This window comes from Streptomyces tibetensis (assembly GCF_007655005.1).
Lineage (GTDB): Bacteria > Actinomycetota > Actinomycetes > Streptomycetales > Streptomycetaceae > Streptomyces > Streptomyces tibetensis.
In genome coordinates this window covers 1-17,262 of record NZ_SZVW01000024.1, presented here as the reverse complement: position 1 = coordinate 17,262, position 17,262 = coordinate 1, and the positions used below count along the sequence as shown (strand labels likewise).

General features: G+C 70.1%; 16 protein-coding genes. 6 read left to right on the top strand and 10 right to left on the bottom strand.

Annotated features, from left to right (window positions below; translation table 11 throughout):
* Nucleotides 1-40: 40 nt before the first annotated feature.
* From FDO69_RS33650 to FDO69_RS33630, 4 genes are all read right to left on the bottom strand, one after another.
* Nucleotides 41-1,225: an RNA polymerase sigma factor gene (locus tag FDO69_RS33650; RefSeq protein ID WP_104785866.1), complete on the bottom strand. Its 1,185-nt coding sequence runs from the start codon at nt 1,223-1,225 to the stop codon at nt 41-43.
* Nucleotides 1,218-1,640 (bottom strand): YciI family protein, encoded by a 423-nt coding sequence (locus FDO69_RS33645; RefSeq protein ID WP_104785864.1) that lies wholly within the window; start codon nt 1,638-1,640, stop codon nt 1,218-1,220. Before FDO69_RS33645 ends, FDO69_RS33650 begins: the two co-directional genes overlap by 8 nt.
* 133 nt (nt 1,641-1,773) lie before the next feature.
* On the bottom strand, nt 1,774-2,403 hold the full coding sequence (locus FDO69_RS33640) for a DinB family protein (protein WP_234388208.1): 630 nt from the start codon (nt 2,401-2,403) through the stop codon (nt 1,774-1,776).
* A 358-nt stretch (nt 2,404-2,761) separates the two neighbouring features.
* Nucleotides 2,762-2,962, bottom strand: a complete 201-nt coding sequence (locus FDO69_RS33630; RefSeq protein WP_104785857.1) for a hypothetical protein — start codon at nt 2,960-2,962, stop codon at nt 2,762-2,764.
* A gap of 1,928 nt (nt 2,963-4,890) precedes the next feature.
* On the opposite strand from FDO69_RS33630, the gene cdgB reads away from it, so the two are divergent.
* Nucleotides 4,891-6,420: a diguanylate cyclase CdgB gene (gene cdgB, locus FDO69_RS33625; protein ID WP_234388218.1), complete on the top strand. Its 1,530-nt coding sequence runs from the start codon at nt 4,891-4,893 to the stop codon at nt 6,418-6,420.
* A gap of 385 nt (nt 6,421-6,805) precedes the next feature.
* Here the strand turns inward: cdgB and FDO69_RS33620 are convergent, their stop codons facing one another.
* Complete coding sequence (locus FDO69_RS33620) at nt 6,806-7,648, bottom strand: NAD(P)H-binding protein (RefSeq protein ID WP_104785851.1); 843 nt, start codon at nt 7,646-7,648, stop codon at nt 6,806-6,808.
* Between the two features lie 75 nt (nt 7,649-7,723).
* Complete coding sequence (locus tag FDO69_RS33615; protein ID WP_104785848.1) at nt 7,724-8,176, bottom strand: nuclear transport factor 2 family protein; 453 nt, start codon at nt 8,174-8,176, stop codon at nt 7,724-7,726.
* Nucleotides 8,177-8,309: 133 nt separating this feature from the next.
* On the opposite strand from FDO69_RS33615, the gene FDO69_RS33610 reads away from it, so the two are divergent.
* Nucleotides 8,310-9,194: a LysR family transcriptional regulator gene (locus FDO69_RS33610; RefSeq protein ID WP_104785845.1), complete on the top strand. Its 885-nt coding sequence runs from the start codon at nt 8,310-8,312 to the stop codon at nt 9,192-9,194.
* Nucleotides 9,195-9,967: 773 nt separating this feature from the next.
* Here the strand turns inward: FDO69_RS33610 and FDO69_RS33600 are convergent.
* Together FDO69_RS33600 and FDO69_RS33595 are read right to left on the bottom strand one after the other, a co-directional pair.
* Nucleotides 9,968-11,326 (bottom strand): lipase family protein, encoded by a 1,359-nt coding sequence (locus FDO69_RS33600; RefSeq protein WP_104785839.1) that lies wholly within the window; start codon nt 11,324-11,326, stop codon nt 9,968-9,970.
* A gap of 1,000 nt (nt 11,327-12,326) precedes the next feature.
* Nucleotides 12,327-12,791: a hypothetical protein gene (locus tag FDO69_RS33595; protein WP_104785837.1), complete on the bottom strand. Its 465-nt coding sequence runs from the start codon at nt 12,789-12,791 to the stop codon at nt 12,327-12,329.
* Nucleotides 12,792-13,149: 358 nt separating this feature from the next.
* Between FDO69_RS33595 and FDO69_RS33590 the strand changes: the two genes are divergently transcribed.
* Nucleotides 13,150-13,662, top strand: coding sequence for a GNAT family N-acetyltransferase (locus FDO69_RS33590; protein WP_104785834.1), 513 nt, complete (start codon nt 13,150-13,152; stop codon nt 13,660-13,662).
* 568 nt (nt 13,663-14,230) lie between these two features.
* Nucleotides 14,231-14,404, top strand: a complete 174-nt coding sequence (locus FDO69_RS41385; RefSeq protein ID WP_159030674.1) for a hypothetical protein — start codon at nt 14,231-14,233, stop codon at nt 14,402-14,404.
* 268 nt (nt 14,405-14,672) lie between these two features.
* On the opposite strand, the gene FDO69_RS33585 is transcribed toward FDO69_RS41385, so the two are convergent.
* Nucleotides 14,673-15,143: an NUDIX hydrolase gene (locus FDO69_RS33585; protein WP_104785831.1), complete on the bottom strand. Its 471-nt coding sequence runs from the start codon at nt 15,141-15,143 to the stop codon at nt 14,673-14,675.
* Nucleotides 15,143-15,886: a helix-turn-helix domain-containing protein gene (locus tag FDO69_RS33580; protein WP_104785828.1), complete on the bottom strand. Its 744-nt coding sequence runs from the start codon at nt 15,884-15,886 to the stop codon at nt 15,143-15,145. Before FDO69_RS33580 ends, FDO69_RS33585 begins: the two co-directional genes overlap by 1 nt.
* 199 nt (nt 15,887-16,085) lie before the next feature.
* Between FDO69_RS33580 and FDO69_RS33575 the strand changes: the two genes are divergently transcribed.
* Nucleotides 16,086-16,619 carry a hypothetical protein gene (locus FDO69_RS33575; RefSeq protein WP_167526730.1) on the top strand — a complete coding sequence of 178 codons (534 nt, stop codon included), beginning with the start codon at nt 16,086-16,088 and terminating at the stop codon, nt 16,617-16,619.
* Entirely contained in the window at nt 16,616-17,155 is a 540-nt protein-coding gene (locus FDO69_RS41650) for a DUF6415 family natural product biosynthesis protein (RefSeq protein ID WP_199838347.1), read from the top strand. Before FDO69_RS33575 ends, FDO69_RS41650 begins: the two co-directional genes overlap by 4 nt.
* Nucleotides 17,156-17,262 lie beyond the last annotated feature (107 nt).

Below are 17,262 nucleotides of genomic sequence, written 5' to 3'. Positions count from 1 at the left end.
GTCGCGTCCCCGCCCGCCGGGTGCCGCGGGAAGCGGCCCGTCAGCGGCGCCGGCCGGTGTTGAGGCGGGCCGCCTGGCGGGTCAGGTAGTCGCGTTCGGCGAGGTTGGGTGCCTTGCGGGCCGCCTCGGCGTACAGCCGGGCCGCCGTTTCCGGGTCGCCGTCGCGTTCGTGGAGGTAGGCCGCCACCGCGTCGTAGCGGGGCAGCGACTCGTCCAGCGCGGCGAGCGCCGCGAGACCGGCGCGCGGTCCGTCGGCCTCGCCCACGGCCACCGCCCGGTTGAGCCGGACGACCGGGCTGTCGGTGAGGCGCGCGAGCTCGTCGTACCACTCCACGATCTGCACCCAGTCGGTCTCCTCGGCGGTGGGCGCGTCGGCGTGCAGTGCCGCGATGGCGGCCTGGGCCTGGAACTCGCCCAGCCGGTCGCGGGCGAGTGCCGCCTGGAGGATCTGGACGCCCTCGGCGATCAGGCGCGTGTCCCACCGTCCGCGGTCCTGCTCGGCGAGCGGTACCAGGCCGCCGTCGGGCGCGGTGCGCCCGGCGCGCCGGGCGTGATGGAGCAGCATGAGCGCGAGCAGCCCCGACACCTCGGGGTGGTCGATCACGGCCGCGAGCTGCCGGGTGAGCCGGATGGCCTCGGCGGCCAGGTCGAGGTCACCGGAGTAGCCCTCGTTGAAGACGAGATAGAGGACGCGCAGCACGGTCGCGACGTCGCCGGGCTGGTCGAACCGTACGTCCGAGACGGTGCGCTTGGCGCGGCTGATGCGCTGCGCCATGGTCGCCTCCGGCACCAGGTAGGCCTGGGCGATCTGCCGGGTGGTGAGCCCGCCGACGGCGCGCAGGGTGAGCGCGACCGCGGACGACGGTGTCAGCGAGGGGTGGGCGCACAGGAAGTACAGCTGGAGCGTGTCGTCCACGTCGGACGCGGGTCCGGGCGCCGGCTCCTCCTCGACGAGGTCCTCACGCCGGCGGCGGGCGCTGTCCGCCCGCGACTGATCGAGGAACTTGCGCCAGGCCACGGTGACCAGCCAGCCCTTCGGGTCCCGAAGGGGGTCTCCCTTGCCCGGGCGAAGCCGAGAGCTCGGTGAACCGTCGGCCGGCCAGACGCGAAGCGCCTCGATCAGCGCGTCCTGCACGGCGTCCTCGGCCGCCGCGAAGTCGGCTCCGCGGCGGACGAGGATCGTGAGCACGCTGGGAGTGAGGCTGCGGAGCAGTACCTCATCCATGGACGGAGCACTCCGGGATGGTGGGCGGGGCGGTCAGGAACGGGCGCACCTCCAGCCACTCGTGGATCGGCTTCCCGCCCGCGCCGGGGGCCGCCGACAGTTCCCCGGCCAGCTCGACGGCACGGTCGTAGTCGTCGACGTCGATGATCATCCAGCCGGCGATGAGGTCCTTGGTCTCGGCGAACGGCCCGTCGGTGACCGGCGGGCGCCCCTCACCGTCGTACCGGACCCACGCCCCCTCGGGGGCGAGCGCCTGGCCGTCGACGAACTCGCCGGTCTTCTCCAGCCGCGCCGCGAAGTCGTTCATGTACTGGATGTGGGCCGAGATCTCCTCCGGCGTCCACCGGTCCATCGGCACGTCGTTGACCGGGGTCGGGGCGCCTCGGTAGTGCTTGAGAAGCAGGTACTTCGCCATGGTGGTTCTCCTCGGTGACGGTGCGGCCCATCTTGGCCGCTTTCACCCCGGGGACGGAGCCGGACGCGGGTTCTCGACATCGGTCGGCGAAGTTTTTTCGGCAGTGTCTCCGAGGGGTCCGGCCGGAGGGTGCTCACTGCCCGACGCGGCCGTCGATCCGTTCGCGCAGGAGGTCGGCGTGGCCGCAGTGCCGGGCGTACTCGGCGATCTGCGCGACCAGGATGTCGCGGAGCCGGACCCGGCCGCCGGGTTCGGGGCCGAAGTCGGAGTGGCCGGCGTTGCCGGTGTCGAGGTCGGTGACACCGGCCAGGTAGCGGTCGGTGCGCTCGACCTCGGTACGCCACTGCCGCCAGGCGGCGTCCACGACCGCCGGGTCGGCGATCGCCCCGTTGAAGTCGCCGTCCCGGTCGTCCGGCGTGCGGTACAGCTTCGGCGCGTCCTCGCCGGCCATCACCCGGCGGACGTGCCGCTCCTCCTCGGTCAGGTGCCGCACCAGCCCGAGCAGGGACATCGTGGACGGCGGTACGGATTTCCGGGCCATCTGCTCGGCGTCCAGGCCCGCGCACTTCATCTCCAGGGTGAGGCGGTAGGCCCGCAGGCAGTCGAGGAGGACGCCGCGTTCGCCGACGGGCTGGGCCTCGGTCTCCCGGGGGTCGTCGTCGGGGTCGACCCACATGTCGGGGTGGACGGTCGCCCGTGTCCACCGAGTCGTATCCGCCGCTGCGGGCGTCACTGCTTCGCCGGTGTGCTCGCCTGAGACCATGCGGGCATGGTGGACGGGGCGGGGCGGGCCCGCCACCGAATATCGGGGCGTCAGCCGTCCTGCCGGGCTCCGCACGTCAGCCGACCCGCTGGGCTCAGGACATCAGCCGACCCGCTGGGCTCCGCACGTCAGCCGGCCTGCTGAGCTCCCGCACGTCAGCCGGCCTGCTGGGCTCCGGACGTCAGCCGCGACCGCCTGCCCCGCCGGCGCCGGCGTCGCCGGCTGGGGCACCCTCCTCGGCGCCGCGTGCTTCTCCGTGGGCCGCCTCCTGCAGTTCGGCGAACGCCCTTGAATCGGAGAGAGGGCCGGCTGGGTCGCGCAAGTCCCCTCGTCCGCCTGCCCCCTCCCTGCTCGTCCGCTACGTCCGGTCGAACGCCGCCAGGACCGCCAGGCACAGGGTGAGGCTCGCGGCGAAGGCGATGCCGCAGCGGGACAGGGCCGTCGGCACCGCGGCTCCCTCCCAGCGGGCCAGGGCGAAGGCGATCGCCGCGGCGACGACGGAGAAGAGGACGGCCACCGCCAGCGCGAGGAGCAGGAACGCCGGGAAGGTGTGGTTCATGAAGGCACCGCCTGGGTCGTGTGGTGTCGATGAGGACTGTCGTACGGCCCCGATGGGGACTGTCGTGCGGTCCCGATGGGGGCTGTCGTGTGATGTCGATGGGGACTGTCGTGCGGTCCCGGTGGGGGCTGTCGTGTGATGTCGGTGAGGGCTGTCGTGTGGTGTCGATGGGGGCTGTCGTGTGATGTCGATGGGGAATTACGACGATCCCCGGGCGGAACCGCAGGTGGGACGGTTGGATGTTTCTCCGGTGACAACAGGGGGTTGTCCGGCGAACAAACCACGGGGGAGAACGGGTGGCCGGCGAGAGGAAGCGGGCGGGGCGGCCGTGGGGACCGGCCCGCGGCTCGTGCGTCGAGATCAACGAGCTGGTCGCGGTGGTGCGGTCCTGGCTCGACGAATCGGCGGTGTCCGTACGGGAGTTGCACGCACGGCTCACTCCCGAGCACTTCGTCGCCGAGGCCGTGCCCGAGTTACGCCGGTTGCGTGACCGGCTGGCCGGCGAATCGCTGGAGTGGGATCTCGTCGAGGCCGTGGCCGACGTGTGTTTCCCCCATGAACCGGCCGATCTCGCCCGGCGACGCCTCGGGGAGGCGAGGACGCTGTGGGACAGGGCGGGCACGGACCCCACGGCGATCGCAGAGGCGCAGGAGCTGGTGCCCGCCCGGGAGTTACTGGAGGCCAAGGACCGCACCATCGAGGTCCTCCAGGAGATGCAGCGCGCCCGGCAGGCCTACGAGGCAGGCGAACACGGGCGGCAACAGGCCCTGTCGATCGCCACGTTGCTGTTCGTCATGCTCGGACAGGCCCAGGCGAAGGTCGCCGAACTGCGGCGCCGGCTCGACGCCCTGGAGTCGGTGACCATCGAACTGGGCGACGGCCAAGGGGTGATGGAGCTTCTCTCACGGGCGCAACGGCAGGAGACGGACCTGCGCGAACAGCTGGTTCGCGCCGAGCGGGAGCGGGGCATCGCCCAGCAGGTCGCCGACCACGCGGCACGCCGTATCCAGCAACTGGAGGCCGAGCTGGCCGAGCTGCGGCTCCGCATGGGGGAGGACGGGCCCCCCGGGACCCAGGAGGCGGCGCCGCCCGTGTCCCAGCCCGAACTGCGCGCGCTCAGCCCCGACGACGCCGCGCTCGACGACGTGGACCGTGCGCTGGACAAGGCGCGCGCCGTTCTCGACGAGGAGCACGAGGCCGTTCAGCAGGCCGCCGACGAGGTGGGTTACTGGTCGTCCTCGGCTCCCTCTGTTCCCTCGATTCCCTCGATTCCCTCGGCTGCTCCGGCGGAAGCCGGCGTGTCCGTGCCCGGCCAGGTCGGGCAGAACCCGGGGGGACAACCCGCCGGGTTGTCCGGAACAACCCCGAACAACCCGCCGACCAGCCAGGAGACATCCTTCCCCGCGCTCGAATCCCCGCGGTCCCCGACCGCCGACCCCCACGGCGACATCTCCGAGGCGGCCCACCGGATCACCCGGGGCAGGGACCCGGAGGACATCGTGAAGCGGCTGTGCCGGGCCGTCGTCCCCACCGTCGCCGACGCGGTCATGGTGTATCTGCGGGACCCGATCCCGACGGGCGACGAAGAACACGTGGGCCCGCTGGTGCTGCGGCTGCAACAGGTGCATCCGCTCCACGCCGGCGGGGGTGCCGCGCGGTGCGAGGTACGCCCCGGCAGCGCGCTCTTCGACGTACTGAACGGGGCGCTGCCGATCGGTGGCGACTCGCCGGTCGGTGGGGCCGCGCTGCCGGAACTGCTCGGTGCGGGACACGAGACACCCGGCGGAGGCCACACCGTCCTCGTGCCCCTGCACGGTCGCAGGCGGATCATCGGCACGGCGGTCCTCCTGCGCCACCCCGCCGAGCAGGCCTTCCAGGACGCCGATCTGTCGGTCGCCGCCGAGTTCGCCACCCGCAGCGCGCTCGCCATCGACAAGAGCCACAATCTGCAGGCCGCGGTCCAGAACCTCCATCTCGCCCGCAGTCTCGCGGACACCCTGCAGATCGTCGCCGACGGAATCGCGACCGGTCTCGGCTACGAGCTGGCGTGCGTGAACCTCGTACGGCCGGACGGCGACCTCGTCGTCGCCGCCTTCGCCGGGAACCCCGAGGCCGAGGCCCTCATCACCGGCCGGGTCGGCTCGCGCGAGTCCTGGGAGCGCCGCCTCGGCATGGGCGAGCACTGGGGCGACCTGGTGTTCATACCCCACACCGAGGGCTGGGTCCTCGACGACGACGACGTCCCGCAGTGGTACACCGACGGCCCCGCCCCCCGCTTCGAGGACGAGTGGCACCCCGCCGACCGCCTCTTCGCCCCCATGTACGCCCGCAGCGCTTCGGGTGCCTCCCACGGTGAGCTGATCGGTGTGATCTCCGTGGACCGGCCCCTCACCCGCCGCCGTCCCAGACCGGACGAGCGCCGCGACCTGGAGGAGTACGCCTTCCAGGCCGCCATCGCCATCAGCAACGCGCGGCTGCGCGCCAACATGCAACGCGCACTGGTCAGGCTGGAAAGGGAGCAGCAGTCGCTGCGGGCAAGCGAGGAAAGCTTCCGGCAGGCCTTCGAGTACGCGCCCAGTGGCATGGCCATCGCCGAGATGGGCGGCGACAGCCACGGCCGCATCCTCCGGACGAACGACGCGCTGTGCCGCATGCTGGGCCGCCCGGCCTCCATCATGCGCCGCTACACGTTCTCCGACCTCGTCCACCCCGAGGACATCGGCACCCTGCTCCGCACCAACGCCGAGGGCGGGCGCGCGGAACTGCGCCTCGGGCGCCGCGACGGGTCGTACCTGTGGGTCTCACTGCGCAACAGCGTGGTCGCGGAAGCCGCGGACGGCCCGCGCTTCCTCCTCACGCACGTCGAGGACATCGAGGAGCGCAAGCGACGCGAGTTCGTTCTCACCCACCGCGCCTCGCACGACGATCTCACCGGCCTGCCGAACTCCTCCGAGCTGCACGCCCGCATCGACGCCCGGCTCTGCGCACATCCGGAGCAAGGGTCCGACGCCGTGAAGGGGGCCGTCGACCTCTACCTCGGCCACGCCGCCGAGGCCGCGATGCCCCACACCCATGTCCGGGCTCCCGTGGGCGACGGCAACACACATGGCCTGGCCGTGTTGTTCTTCGCCCTCCGCGACTTCAAGGCGATCAACACCCGTTTCGGGCACGACGCGGGGGACGGCGTCCTCGTCGAGGTCGCCCGACGGCTCGGCCAGGCCGTACGCGACGGCGACACGGTCGCCCGGTACGGCGGTGACGAGTTCGTCGTCCTGGCCGACGGCCTGAGCTCCGCCGACGCGCATACCACCGCGGTCTGGATGCAGTCCCGGATCCATCAGCCGATCCCCCTGGGCGACCAGACGGTGCGCATGCACGCGGGTGTCGGCATCGCATGGGCCCAGTGCGGGGCGGCTCCCGGCGACATCCTGCGCGCGGCACGGGGGTTCGCGTCGTGAGGGCGGTCTGCGTACAGATGCTCCCTTGCCCGGCTGGGGCGACAATGGATGAGTACACGGCTTCTCTACTGTGAGATGAGGGAAGACAGTGGCTCTCAACACGTACTTGACCGACGCGCAGGAGCAAGCGTTCAGAGAGAACGCAGACGACCTCGCAAGGCTGGAACCTCAGCTGGACGAGGTGCACAGGACGGCCGCATCCCGACTGGAGGGCGCGGGTTTCACGGACGTACTCAACTGTCTGGCGTGCAGCGCGTGCGAGGGATGGACGCATGGCGATGACGGCAAATGCGGCAACTGCCCCCACGGCTTCTTCTCGCACAACGTGAAATAGCGGCGTAGGACGAACCGTGCAGTGACGGGGTGGCCGTCGGCACTGGTCTGATCAGCCGCCGAAGGCAGGTGCGTTGGCGCGTGCCCAGTCGGCGAAGGTGAGTGCGGGTCGGTCCAGCAGGTCCGGCAGCGTGTCGGTGGTGGGGCCCGGGCGGTTGGCGTAGTCGGCCAGGGAGCCGAGCAGCCGGGCGGGAACCTCCTCGGGCAGCCCCTGGGCCAGCATGCCCTGCCGTACCTGTTCGGGCGGGAGTTCCTGGAAGGACAGCGTCCGGCCGATGGCGGCGCCGATGGGCCGTACCTTCTCGATCTGGTCGAGTGACTGCGGGCCGGTCAGCGTGTGGATCGCCTCCCCGTGCAGGCTGCCCCGCAGAGCGCGTACGGCGACCGCCGCGATGTCGGTCTCGTGAACGGAAGAGGTGGCGGCCCGGCCGTACGCGCCGCGCACCACGTCACCGGCCCTGATCTGGGGTGCCCAGGCCAGCGCGTTGGCGGCGAAGTCGGCCAGGCGCAGGATCGTCCAGTCCAGGCCCGAGTTCATGACCGCTTCCTCGGCGTGCTTGAACCGGGCGGCGAAACGGGCCTCCCCCGCCGGGTACTCCACGGTGGTGGCCGACAGCAGCACCGCCCGCCGTACGCCGTGCTCGCCGGCGAGCCTCAGCAGTTCGCCGAGGCCGGGCCCGACGGCGCGCGGGCTGATCTGCAGCGCTTCCACTCCGTGCAGCGCCGCCTCGATCCACTGGGGGTGGAACAGGTCTCCGCGGACGGCTGTCACGCCATCGGGGAGCCGGGCCTCGCCGGGCCCGCGCGTGACCGCGGTGACGGCCGTGCCCGCCTGCAGCAGCTGGTTCATCACCTGACGTCCTACGACGCCGTTGGCTCCGGTTACGAGGATCATGATCGGTTGCTCCTTCGCTCGATGCGTGGAGGTGACGAGTGAGGTTCGGGTGAGGCGGATGCGTGTGGGGCGACTTCAGACCATCCCCGCCCTGGGTGCCGGGGAGCCCGCGAGCGGGGACGCGTCCAGGTACCTGACCTCGTAGACGCGTTCGCTGAACTTCCAGCCGTCGGGAGTGCGCTCGTAACGGTCGTGGTAGAGGGCGAAGTTCAGGTGTGAACTGCCGTCACGCATCCGCCCGAACTCCTGGATGTACGCACGGCCGGCCGCGGTGTCGCCGTCCAGTCGGATGACGCCCGGATGGACGTTCTGCACGAAGAACTCCCAGAGTCCTTGCCCGCGTTCGACCCCCGCGCGGATCTCCTCCCGGCCGACGAACTCCCTGTCGACGTGCGGCCACCGCAAGGTGCCCTCGGGAGTGAAGAGCGAGGCGACACGGTCGTAGTCGCGCATCATCACCGCGTCGGTGATCTCTGCGCGCAGCGCCTCGATCTCGACACGGTCGGCGATGGCCTGCACGTCACTCATCGATACCCTGCCTTGTCGGTCGGTGGCCAGGCGTGCTCCGCCTGTCCGATGGGGCTTTGTTACGAGCATCAGCGCAGGTCAGCGACCGAACAAGATGAAATGTGCGAGGCTGTCCATAACGCGGGGGTTATGTATGGAGCTGCGCGACATAGAGATCTTCCTGACGTTGGCCGAGGAACTGCACTTCGGCCGTACCGCCGAGCGGCTTCGCGTGTCCCAGGCCCGCGTCAGCCAGGCCATCAGCAGGCAGGAACGCCGCCTCGGCGTCGCCCTGTTCGACCGCACCAGCCGACGGGTGACCCTGACGCCTGTCGGCCGGCGCCTGCGCGAAGACCTCCAGCAGGCCGTCGACCTCCTCCAGGCAGGGCTGGCCCGGGCCCGGGCAGCCGGCGCGGGCCAGACCCTACGGCTCGGCGTGTTCGGCCACGCCGGACACGAACTGCGCCCTCTCGTCGACGAGTTCCGCACGCGCAACCCGGGCAGCGACATCCAGTTCGGCGAGATCAACGGCAGCGATCCGTTCACCGCCCTGCGCACCGGCGAGCATGACGTGCACGTGGTGTGGCTGCCCGTCGCCGAGCCGGATCTCACGGTGGGCCCCACCGTACTGACCGGAGCCCGCGTGCTGGCCGTGGCGGCAGATCATCCGCTGGTCGCACGCGGCAGCGCGTCGTTGGAGGACCTGGCCGACAACCGCGTGGTCGACCTGGGCCCCGACGCCCCCGGCTACTGGGTGGCGTCCATGATCCCCCTGCACACGCCGCTCGGCCGGCGCGTCCCACGTGGACCACGCGCGCGGACCTTCCACGAGGTGCTCTCCCTGGTCGCCTCCGGAGAATGCGTCCAGCCTCTGGGCGAAGTCGCCGCCCGCTACAACAACCCCCCTGGCATCGTCTTCCTGCCCATCCCCGACGCCCCCGCCCTCCCATGGGCCCTGACGTGGCGGTCCTCGCCCGACAACCCCATGATCCACGCCTTGGCCGAAACAGCCGCGGATATCGGGCCGATCGTGTTGTGACCCGGCTGGGTCGGGACCTTGGTGTCCGACTCCGTAGGACGGCGCGGTCTGCACGGACGGCGTCGAAGCGGCACGCCCTGCGGCTGCAAGTACCAGGCGCCTCGCTTCCATGGCCTCCCCACCCCCATTTCTCCGGAGACCACACGCCATGTCCGCTGTGACGAACGCGCCCGACTCCGTGGAACGGACGGCGGAGCGTCAGTGGTCGATCAGCGCGTTCCACAACATGATCCCCGCGCCCCGCCCGGCGCAGCAGGCCCCCGCCCCGGATCCGAAGACCCGCCGTGGAGCCGAAGGAATCCGCCGTGGACGAACCCACCTCCCCCCGGCCCGGACTCAGCCACCCGGCGATCGTGGCCCGAGACCCGGAGAAGCTGGCCGAGTTCTACTGCTCGGTCTTCGCGATGGAGCCTTTCCACCGCGATCCGGACGGAAGTTGCTTCTTCTCCGACGGATACTTCTCGCTCGCCCTGATCAAGCATCAGCTCGACGGGGCGACCCCGGTCGGCTTCAACCACTCACCCCGGTCGGCTTCCACATCGAGGACACGGCGACCACCGCCGAGGCCCTGGTGGCGGCCGGCACTCCGAAACCGACTGAACGCTTCACCGACCGCCCCTTCGCCGAGTACCGCGCCATGGATCCGGAGGGCAATTGGTTCGACCTCTCGGAACACGGTTCGGCGGCCCACGCCCGCCGTCGGACTCCACCGGCTCCTGAACTGCGACGACCGGAAGCTCCGTAGGGGCGGGCGGGGCCCGGGGACGGCCCGGTCAGCGCTGGAAGGGCATCGTCCAGCAGTTGGACGCGGTCGGCTTGCCCTCAAGACGGTCGGTGAGCCAGGAGATCGCCGCTCCCTGGTCGGTGATGAGGGGAGCGAGGTGGTTGGTGAGGAGCCTGTCGCCGAGGTTGGGAAGGTCGACGGCCGCGTAGGTGACGCTGCCGCCCTTACGGCACCAGTCCACGGCCAGTTGGCGGGCCTGGGCGTGCGGAACGATGTCGTCCTGGACGCCGGTGCTCACCCGGACCGGACCGGCCGGCTTGAGCGTCCCGATGCGCTGCTCGTCGAGGACCGCCCGGGCGCGCGGTTCCCCGGCGATGATCTCGGCGACGGACTTGCCGCTGGTCGTCCACGCGCTGCTCCGGGCGAAGCCGTAGCGGACGACTGCCTCGCCGACGCACATGGTCGACGCGTCGGCGAGGGCCTTGCGCCCGGCGTCGTTGAGGTTCGCCTCGGCGACGTCCCGCATGTCGGGGTACGCCTGGACGAAGCCGTTGATCGCCCAGCCCAGGGCAGCGGCCAGAGCGCTCCCGTCGATTCCCTTCATGACGGCGGTCAGGTCGGCGGGCGGCGCGCCCGCATAGGTGCCCGCCAGGTGTACGTCGGGCGCGTAGGTGGGCTGGAGTTCGGCCGCCGACGCGCTGGCGCCGCCGCCCTCGCTGTACCCGTACAGGCCGACGCGGGAGCCGGAGGTGAGGGACGTGCCGGGGAGAGCGCGCGCCGCACGGACGGCGTCCAGCACCGCGTGCCCCTCGTCCAGGCGGTTGACGTAGGTGTGCAGACGGTCGGTGGCGCCCAGTCCGACGTAGTCGGTGACGACGACGGCCGCCCCGGTGGCGAGGAGACGGTAGATCGCGAGGTTGTCGTAACCGACGGACAGTGTCTGCCCGTTGACGGTGAGCGGGTGCTGCAGGGCGAACGAGGGCGCGCACTGGTCGCCCTGGCCCATGGTCCCCGAGGCCACCGCCACCAGCGGGCGGGGCCCGTCGCCCTCCCACTTCGCGGACGGCTCGATGTAAGCGCCGGTCACCGCGACGGCCCGGCCGTCGGAGTCGGTGGACTTGTACATCAGCCGGGTGGCGGTGCCCGGCAGGGGGCGGCCGTCGAGGCCGGGCAACGACAGCCCGAGGGGGAGCGGCTCCTGCCGGATCAAGGCGCCGTTGGTCGCGGGCAGTTGGGTGGGCGGGGTGTAGAAGGCCGGGATGCCGACCCCCCGGGACACGACGGGTCCGGTGTCGGTCGCGGTGGCGTCGGCAGTGCTCGCGCCGACGAAGACGCAGGCCACGGTGGCGAGCGCGGCGGCGGCCAGACGGTTGGGGGTGGAACGCGGACGGCTTCGGTAACGGCTCACAGCTCACTCCTCGCGCTGCTGCGGTGCGTGATTGCGCGAAAAACTAGCACTGGTAGTTACCGCTGGTAACGTCGTCGTGAGTTACGTTCGGGTAACTGTTTGCCCGAGCAAGCGCATGGCGTCACGAAGCAGGCTGGGCGTTGCCCTCGCCCGGAACGGCGAGAAGACCGGCAGCCGACAGGCCCAACGCCCGCCCTGCCCCCGGAAACAACCTCTGACGGACCAGAGCCGGCCCCGCCCCACCAAAAAACCCCCGCCCCGCGAGGAAACCGCGGGGCGGGGGCCTGATGGCGTCGGGCTACTTCTTCTTGCCCTGGGTCTTGTCGGGGATCTTGGTGTGCTGGGTTTTTGCTGGTCAGGGGCGGTGGGATCGTGCGCCTGGTGGTCGTCGTTGGTCGTCATTGGCCGTTGCCGAGCGGCCTCGGACGGCCCAGGGACGGCCCAGCCAGCACCGTTATGAGCGTCGGCTTACCGCGTTACGCAGTACCTCGAACCAACCCATGAAGAGCCACCTCAGCCACCAGAACCAGCCTCTCCGCCTGCCCTGGGGCTGCGGTTCCGGACGCGCCGGCATGCTCGGAAGTCGGGGAGGAGTTGAGACACGTGGGCTTCGGCTTCGTCGGCCTCCACCACCGTGCAGATGGCAGTAGCCGTTCCATCCGGCGGGGTTTCCGCACGCTCGTCCCTGCCGTGTCACCCCGGCGCAACTCCCCATGCAGCGAGTCTGGCAGAGCGCGCGGGCAGGGGCGGCTGTGGGGCAACCGCTGGCGAAGGCTGCTGAGCTCCGCATATGGAGCCATCAGCTTGGGAAGCTGCGGGCATTTGACGCCTGTCCGGGCAATGACCTGGGGGAACGCCCCGGTTGCCGCCTCCTCAGGCTGGACCGCTTGCACCGTGATTCCCCGCTGTTCCCCGCCTGATCTGGCGCGCTTGTGGTGCGGCCCGCCCGGCGCACGGCTCTGACGGATTGACCGCACGTGCAGACGCGTTGGCAGGCGCATCAGAGATGGCGCTTGGACGCTCTGACCAGTCGACTGATGTCGTCGCGGGTCTTCACCCTGCGCTGGTCCAGTTCGGTCCTGCTGTCCGTCTTGGGCAGGGCTGTGACGTCCGCAAGTGTGGCTTCTGCCGCCTCGCTCAAGGCGTCGTCATCGGTGAGCATCTGCACCCGGAAGAGAGCTTCTTGGGCGTTGGAACGCAGGTCGTATGCGCGGACTCGCACCACGCTGGGGTCCTCGTGTGGTGGTTGTTCGTGTTCGCAGAACCAGAGATGTACCAGGCAGCGGCGGTAGTTGATGAGTGCGCCGGCGTAGGCGGAGTAAGCATCGAGTCGCTCCTGGCGGAGCCTCTCGTGGCGGGTGAACTGATGCCCTTTGTCGGTGGTGCGCTGCTGAAACGCCAGGGTGAGCCCCGAGCCGAGCAGGGTTCTCAGAACGGCTATGGCACTGGCGATGATGGTCTCCACACCCCAAGCTGATCATGTATCACCGGCCGGGCGCAGTACCCGCTCTGTTCTCACGCCAACACGATTTCCAACTGTGTTGGTGGGGTGATAGGGGTGCGTGCAGGGCCGTTTACCTGGGTTCATGGGCGGTTGTTCGGACGGGTGGGAACGGCCCCGGGTCTCGCCTGAACGGCCGTGAACGGCGCTGAATGAGACGGAAACTGAGACGCGCGGGCACCGTCCGACCAGGCCGTTCGAAAGCTGACTGGAGCCTCTGTCGCCTATCACCAGCGGCTTTGCGCTGGCACCCGGCTGGGGCGCATGTGACGGCTTCCGCTGCGGTCGGAACCAGGTCACGGCATGGGGCGTCTTCGTCCGCATGACTGATACACGGATCAGCATCCGCTCGGCCCGTGAGGAAGAGGCTGCGGCCCTCGCCGCGTTGCATGCCCGTACTCGCACGGCGTACTACACGGCGGGCGGCGTGCCGCCGGAGGAGCTGGCGAGCGCGGAACGCATCAGCGCCTACTGGGAGCGCGCGGTCGCTGAAGGCCGGGCGCAGGTCGCTGCAACCCCCGAGGACCGTGTGGTCGGTTTCGTCATGGATGGACCGCCGAAGTTCGACGACCTCGATGCCGCGTCGGTACGCGAGTTGCAGCAGATCGGAGTCGAACCGAACGGCCGGGGGCGCGGTGTCGGCAGCCTGCTGCAGGAGGCGTTCGCGCGGCGGCTGCAGGCGGACGGACTCACCGACGGAGTGCTGGAGTGCTGGGAGGCCAACGCGCGGGCGCAGGCGTTCTATGCCCGGCACGGCTGGCGCCCGGACGGCTCCCGCCGCACTGGGCCACTGGGCCATGACTACGTCCGGCTGCGGATGACAGTACCCATTTGATCGCCCCGGGGCGGAGAGCCCCGGGGCCAACACAACAGAGGCCTCGGATCCAGCCGGTGCCTCTGTTCCTGCGTACTGAGCGGAGAGCCGACCTGCGACCTTCTGATCGGTAGCTCTATGTGGATCGGTCGCTGGCGGTCATACCGGTCGCGGTACGGCCGGGTGAGTGCTCAACCGGCCGGGGCCGGTTGCTGCGGTTGCTGTACTTCGCTGCTGTACGGCACCAGCTTGGAAGATCGCGTATGCGGATCGGCGCTGACCTGGCAAGACGGTGACCTGTGCATTCCCCGGTAGCTCGCCGACGCTCCCCGTTGTTCCCCGCCGCAGGCCATCTGACCGGGCACGTGGGGGGCATGGCCACGGCCCCCCTTGCGGGGCCGCGGTTCCTCGGTTCGCCTACGAGGAGCTCCGCTCTGTCTGCTGATCAGCACACCAGCAGCGCATCGTCGAACGTGATCAGCCTGGTCCGGCATCGGCGAACCTGAGATCATGCCGCGTGCACTGGTGTGGACGACCTGTCCATCTCCGTGGTGCTTTCGACCGCAGATACTCCTGAGGAGAAGCTTTCGTGAAGAAGAACAGCATGACCACTGGCTTACCCCTCGTCATCGGCACCGTGATTGCCGCTGGCGTCCTCGTTCAGGACAACTACGGCGGCGCCGTCTTCGCCGTCGTGGCCGGTGCCGGCGCCTCGCTTGTCCTGCACTTCCGGTCTAGCCGCAACCAGGGACGCGCTGAGTAGCTGCGAGCCGGACAGCACGAAGCCCAGGACAAAGTACGAGGTCGGCGGAGCGACTTTGGGCTGGAGCTGCCATGGGGCGAGTGATCATGGCCCCGTAAGCTTCCGGCGCGTCGGGCAGTCTGTGGACCTGCAAGCCCCACAAAGTTTCTGATGTTGTCTAGGCCCACCGTCAAGCATCAGCTGGGACCAGAACGTCAAACATCACCTGGGACTAGACACCGCACCGGTGCCCGGGCCAGAGCCTGGCGGACGGCCGACTGGCAGGCCACTACCCCAAATAGGGCGTCGGGCGGTTCTCGAGGAAGTGGTGAAGCCGTAGGCGCTGGGTGTGGTGCATGGGTAGGGCGTTCAGGTCTGCGGGGGCTGTGAAGCAGACCTCCGTGGACTCGTCGGAGACGGCCAGTTCTCCTCCGATGATGCGGGCGGTGAAGCAGACGTTGAACTGGCGGCGTACCTCGCCGTCGGTGTAGGCGATGACGTGGCGGGGGTCGGTGTAGGTGCCGACAAGCCCTGTGATCTGGACGTCATAGCCGGTCTCTTCCTTGACCTCGCGCACGGCGCAGCCTGGCAGGGAGTCGTTCATCTCCATGCCGCCGCCGGGCAGGGCCCACAGATCGTTGTCCCGCCGTCGCTGGAGCAGGATGCGGCCCTGGTCGTCGGTGACCACCGCCGAAGCGGCCACGACGAGGCTGTTGGGGGTCGGGGCCGCGGGGTCGTCGTAGTACTCGGTCCGGGCCACTAGGTCCCCTTTGCTTGCCGGGCGGTTTCCCACACGGCGCTGAAGCTGTCGGCGTACGTGTCGAACATGCCACCGTCGCCGTTGCGGCGCAGCCGCCACACCGGAGCACGGTAGGCGTTCACTCCGAACACGTGCGCGTTGACCAACAGCTGATCATCGGCGCGGTACAGGCTGTTGTAGAGGGTCGTCCCATGCGTCCGCACCTCGACACCGGGCACTTCCAGCAACTGCTGATAGTGCATGAGCGCCAAGCGGCACCGTGAGTCGATGCCGTAACCGAACTGCTCCTCCAGACCGCGCTGTCGAACGGCGAGGGAGTCCGCGTCCCCGACCGCCAAGCGGATCGTGCAGCCGGCCTCTGCCCGCTCGCGTAGCAAGTCGTTCAGGCGAGGGTACGCCTCGTGCAGGTACACGGCCGCGTACACCAGGACGTCGATGCGTTCACGCGCTGCGGCGATCAGGTCGATGAACACGGAGACCGGCAGGTCGGCGCGGTGGGCGTACAGGCCGACCAGTTCCGGGCCGACCTGCCGTACCGCCTTCCCCTGCCGCAGCGCCGGCCACAAGGCATGTACGTCCTCTCCCAGAAGGTCGGCGGCCTTGAAGGCGGTGCGACGCCGGGGCACCCGCCCCAGATTCACCCACCGTTCCACGGACTTCGGGTCCACCTGCGCCTTCGTAGCGAGGGATTCGTACGTCCAGCCGCCGGCCACCATGACGGCTCGCAGCCTCTCGTTCGGCATCTGACTGCCCCCCCCCCAACGCCCGTGTTTCGGCGGGACGTTCCCGAGGACGTTCTACCCCCTCCAAGACGTCCTCGGAGTGCCCTTTCGGAGAGGTTCCTTCGTCCCGGGGATGCGCACGACCATCGCGGAACGAAGGTGCCCCGGCGACTGCTGACGACGGCCTCGGGGCGTGACCCACCTGAGAGAGCAGGTCGACATGGCCGAGACCACGGTTCGCGCAGCGGGCCGCACAGCCCCGGTGAGCTCACCATCGCCTGGAACGGTTGAGAGATGGCTGGCCTCCGCCCACCCTTCACCGGGCACCGCGTTCCGTGAATGGGGCAGCGTCGCCGAACTCGCGTTGATCCCGCTCGGCCGGAGCTTCGAGGCGGTCCGCATCTCGCAGGACGTCGTCCGACGCGCTTACGGGAGCGACACCCGGCCGGTCGCGTCCGCCTGGCTCGCTCATCGCCTCAACGGTGGGCCAGTCATCCATGACCCCGGCTTCCGCCGTTACTACGCCCTCGTACCGGACTGCACCACACGGACGTGGTGCACGCCGGTCGCGGAGTGTCTGGGGGAAGGGACCTATCTCGGTGTGCCGCGCGTCGACCGCGTCGAGCTCGACGAGCACAGACGGGCGTCGTACTGGGCCGTGCCCATGGCCCGACCGGGCCGCCTCTGCGCGGCAGTTGACGTGCTGGCGCTCGTTGTGGCGGGCCGATCCCCGGTCGAGGAGGACGAGTCGTGACCGTGCCCGTCGGCGAGACCGCGCCCCCGCTGGATCTCGAGACGATGCGCGCCTGCGCGGACCGGCTCCTCGCGAACGACACTGAGGCGTCGGCGCCGGACAGACTGGAGGAGCTCACGCGTCAGCTGCACGGACATCTCATGCTGGCAATCCCCGAGGTCGAGACGGCGGCGCTGGCTCTGCCCGAGGACAGCGTGGCGCGGGCATGTGCGCTCTTCTGCGTAGGGGAGGCCCGCCTGCGGTTGAGCGCCGAGCCCGGCCGCGTTCTGTCTGCCGGGGCCCGGACCGCTCACGCGCAACGCCTTGCCCGTTCCGTCCGCACGCTCTGCGACCACTACGAGAGTGAGGACCATCAGTGCCCTGGCGCCCCCGAGCGAGCCGCTTACGTCCGCATGCTGCTGCACTGCTCCGGGTGCCGGGACTGCCGGATGGTGGATGACAACGGCGAGGCCGTCGGCAACTGTGTGGCCGGCGACCGGCTCTACGAGGAGTTCCGGCAGGCCCGGCGCGGTCCTGCCCCCGGGAATGGTCTCTGACGGACCGGAGACGGCCCGCCCCCGCCAAAAGGCCCCCGACCCGCGAAGAACTTGAGTTCTAGCGATCGTCGCAACACCCCAGCTCAAGGGGTGCGATGTTCGAGATC

Coding starts and splice junctions, on each gene's coding strand:
- FDO69_RS33650 (WP_104785866.1), bottom strand. CDS start 1,225: ATGGATGAGGTACTGCTCCGCAGCCTCACTCCCAGCGTGCTCACGATC.
- FDO69_RS33645 (WP_104785864.1), bottom strand. CDS start 1,640: ATGGCGAAGTACCTGCTTCTCAAGCACTACCGAGGCGCCCCGACCCCG.
- FDO69_RS33640 (WP_234388208.1), bottom strand. CDS start 2,403: ATGGTCTCAGGCGAGCACACCGGCGAAGCAGTGACGCCCGCAGCGGCG.
- FDO69_RS33630 (WP_104785857.1), bottom strand. CDS start 2,962: ATGAACCACACCTTCCCGGCGTTCCTGCTCCTCGCGCTGGCGGTGGCC.
- FDO69_RS33620 (WP_104785851.1), bottom strand. CDS start 7,648: ATGATCCTCGTAACCGGAGCCAACGGCGTCGTAGGACGTCAGGTGATG.
- FDO69_RS33615 (WP_104785848.1), bottom strand. CDS start 8,176: ATGAGTGACGTGCAGGCCATCGCCGACCGTGTCGAGATCGAGGCGCTG.
- FDO69_RS33610 (WP_104785845.1), top strand. CDS start 8,310: ATGGAGCTGCGCGACATAGAGATCTTCCTGACGTTGGCCGAGGAACTG.
- FDO69_RS33590 (WP_104785834.1), top strand. CDS start 13,150: ATGACTGATACACGGATCAGCATCCGCTCGGCCCGTGAGGAAGAGGCT.
- FDO69_RS33580 (WP_104785828.1), bottom strand. CDS start 15,886: ATGCCGAACGAGAGGCTGCGAGCCGTCATGGTGGCCGGCGGCTGGACG.
- FDO69_RS33575 (WP_167526730.1), top strand. CDS start 16,086: ATGGCCGAGACCACGGTTCGCGCAGCGGGCCGCACAGCCCCGGTGAGC.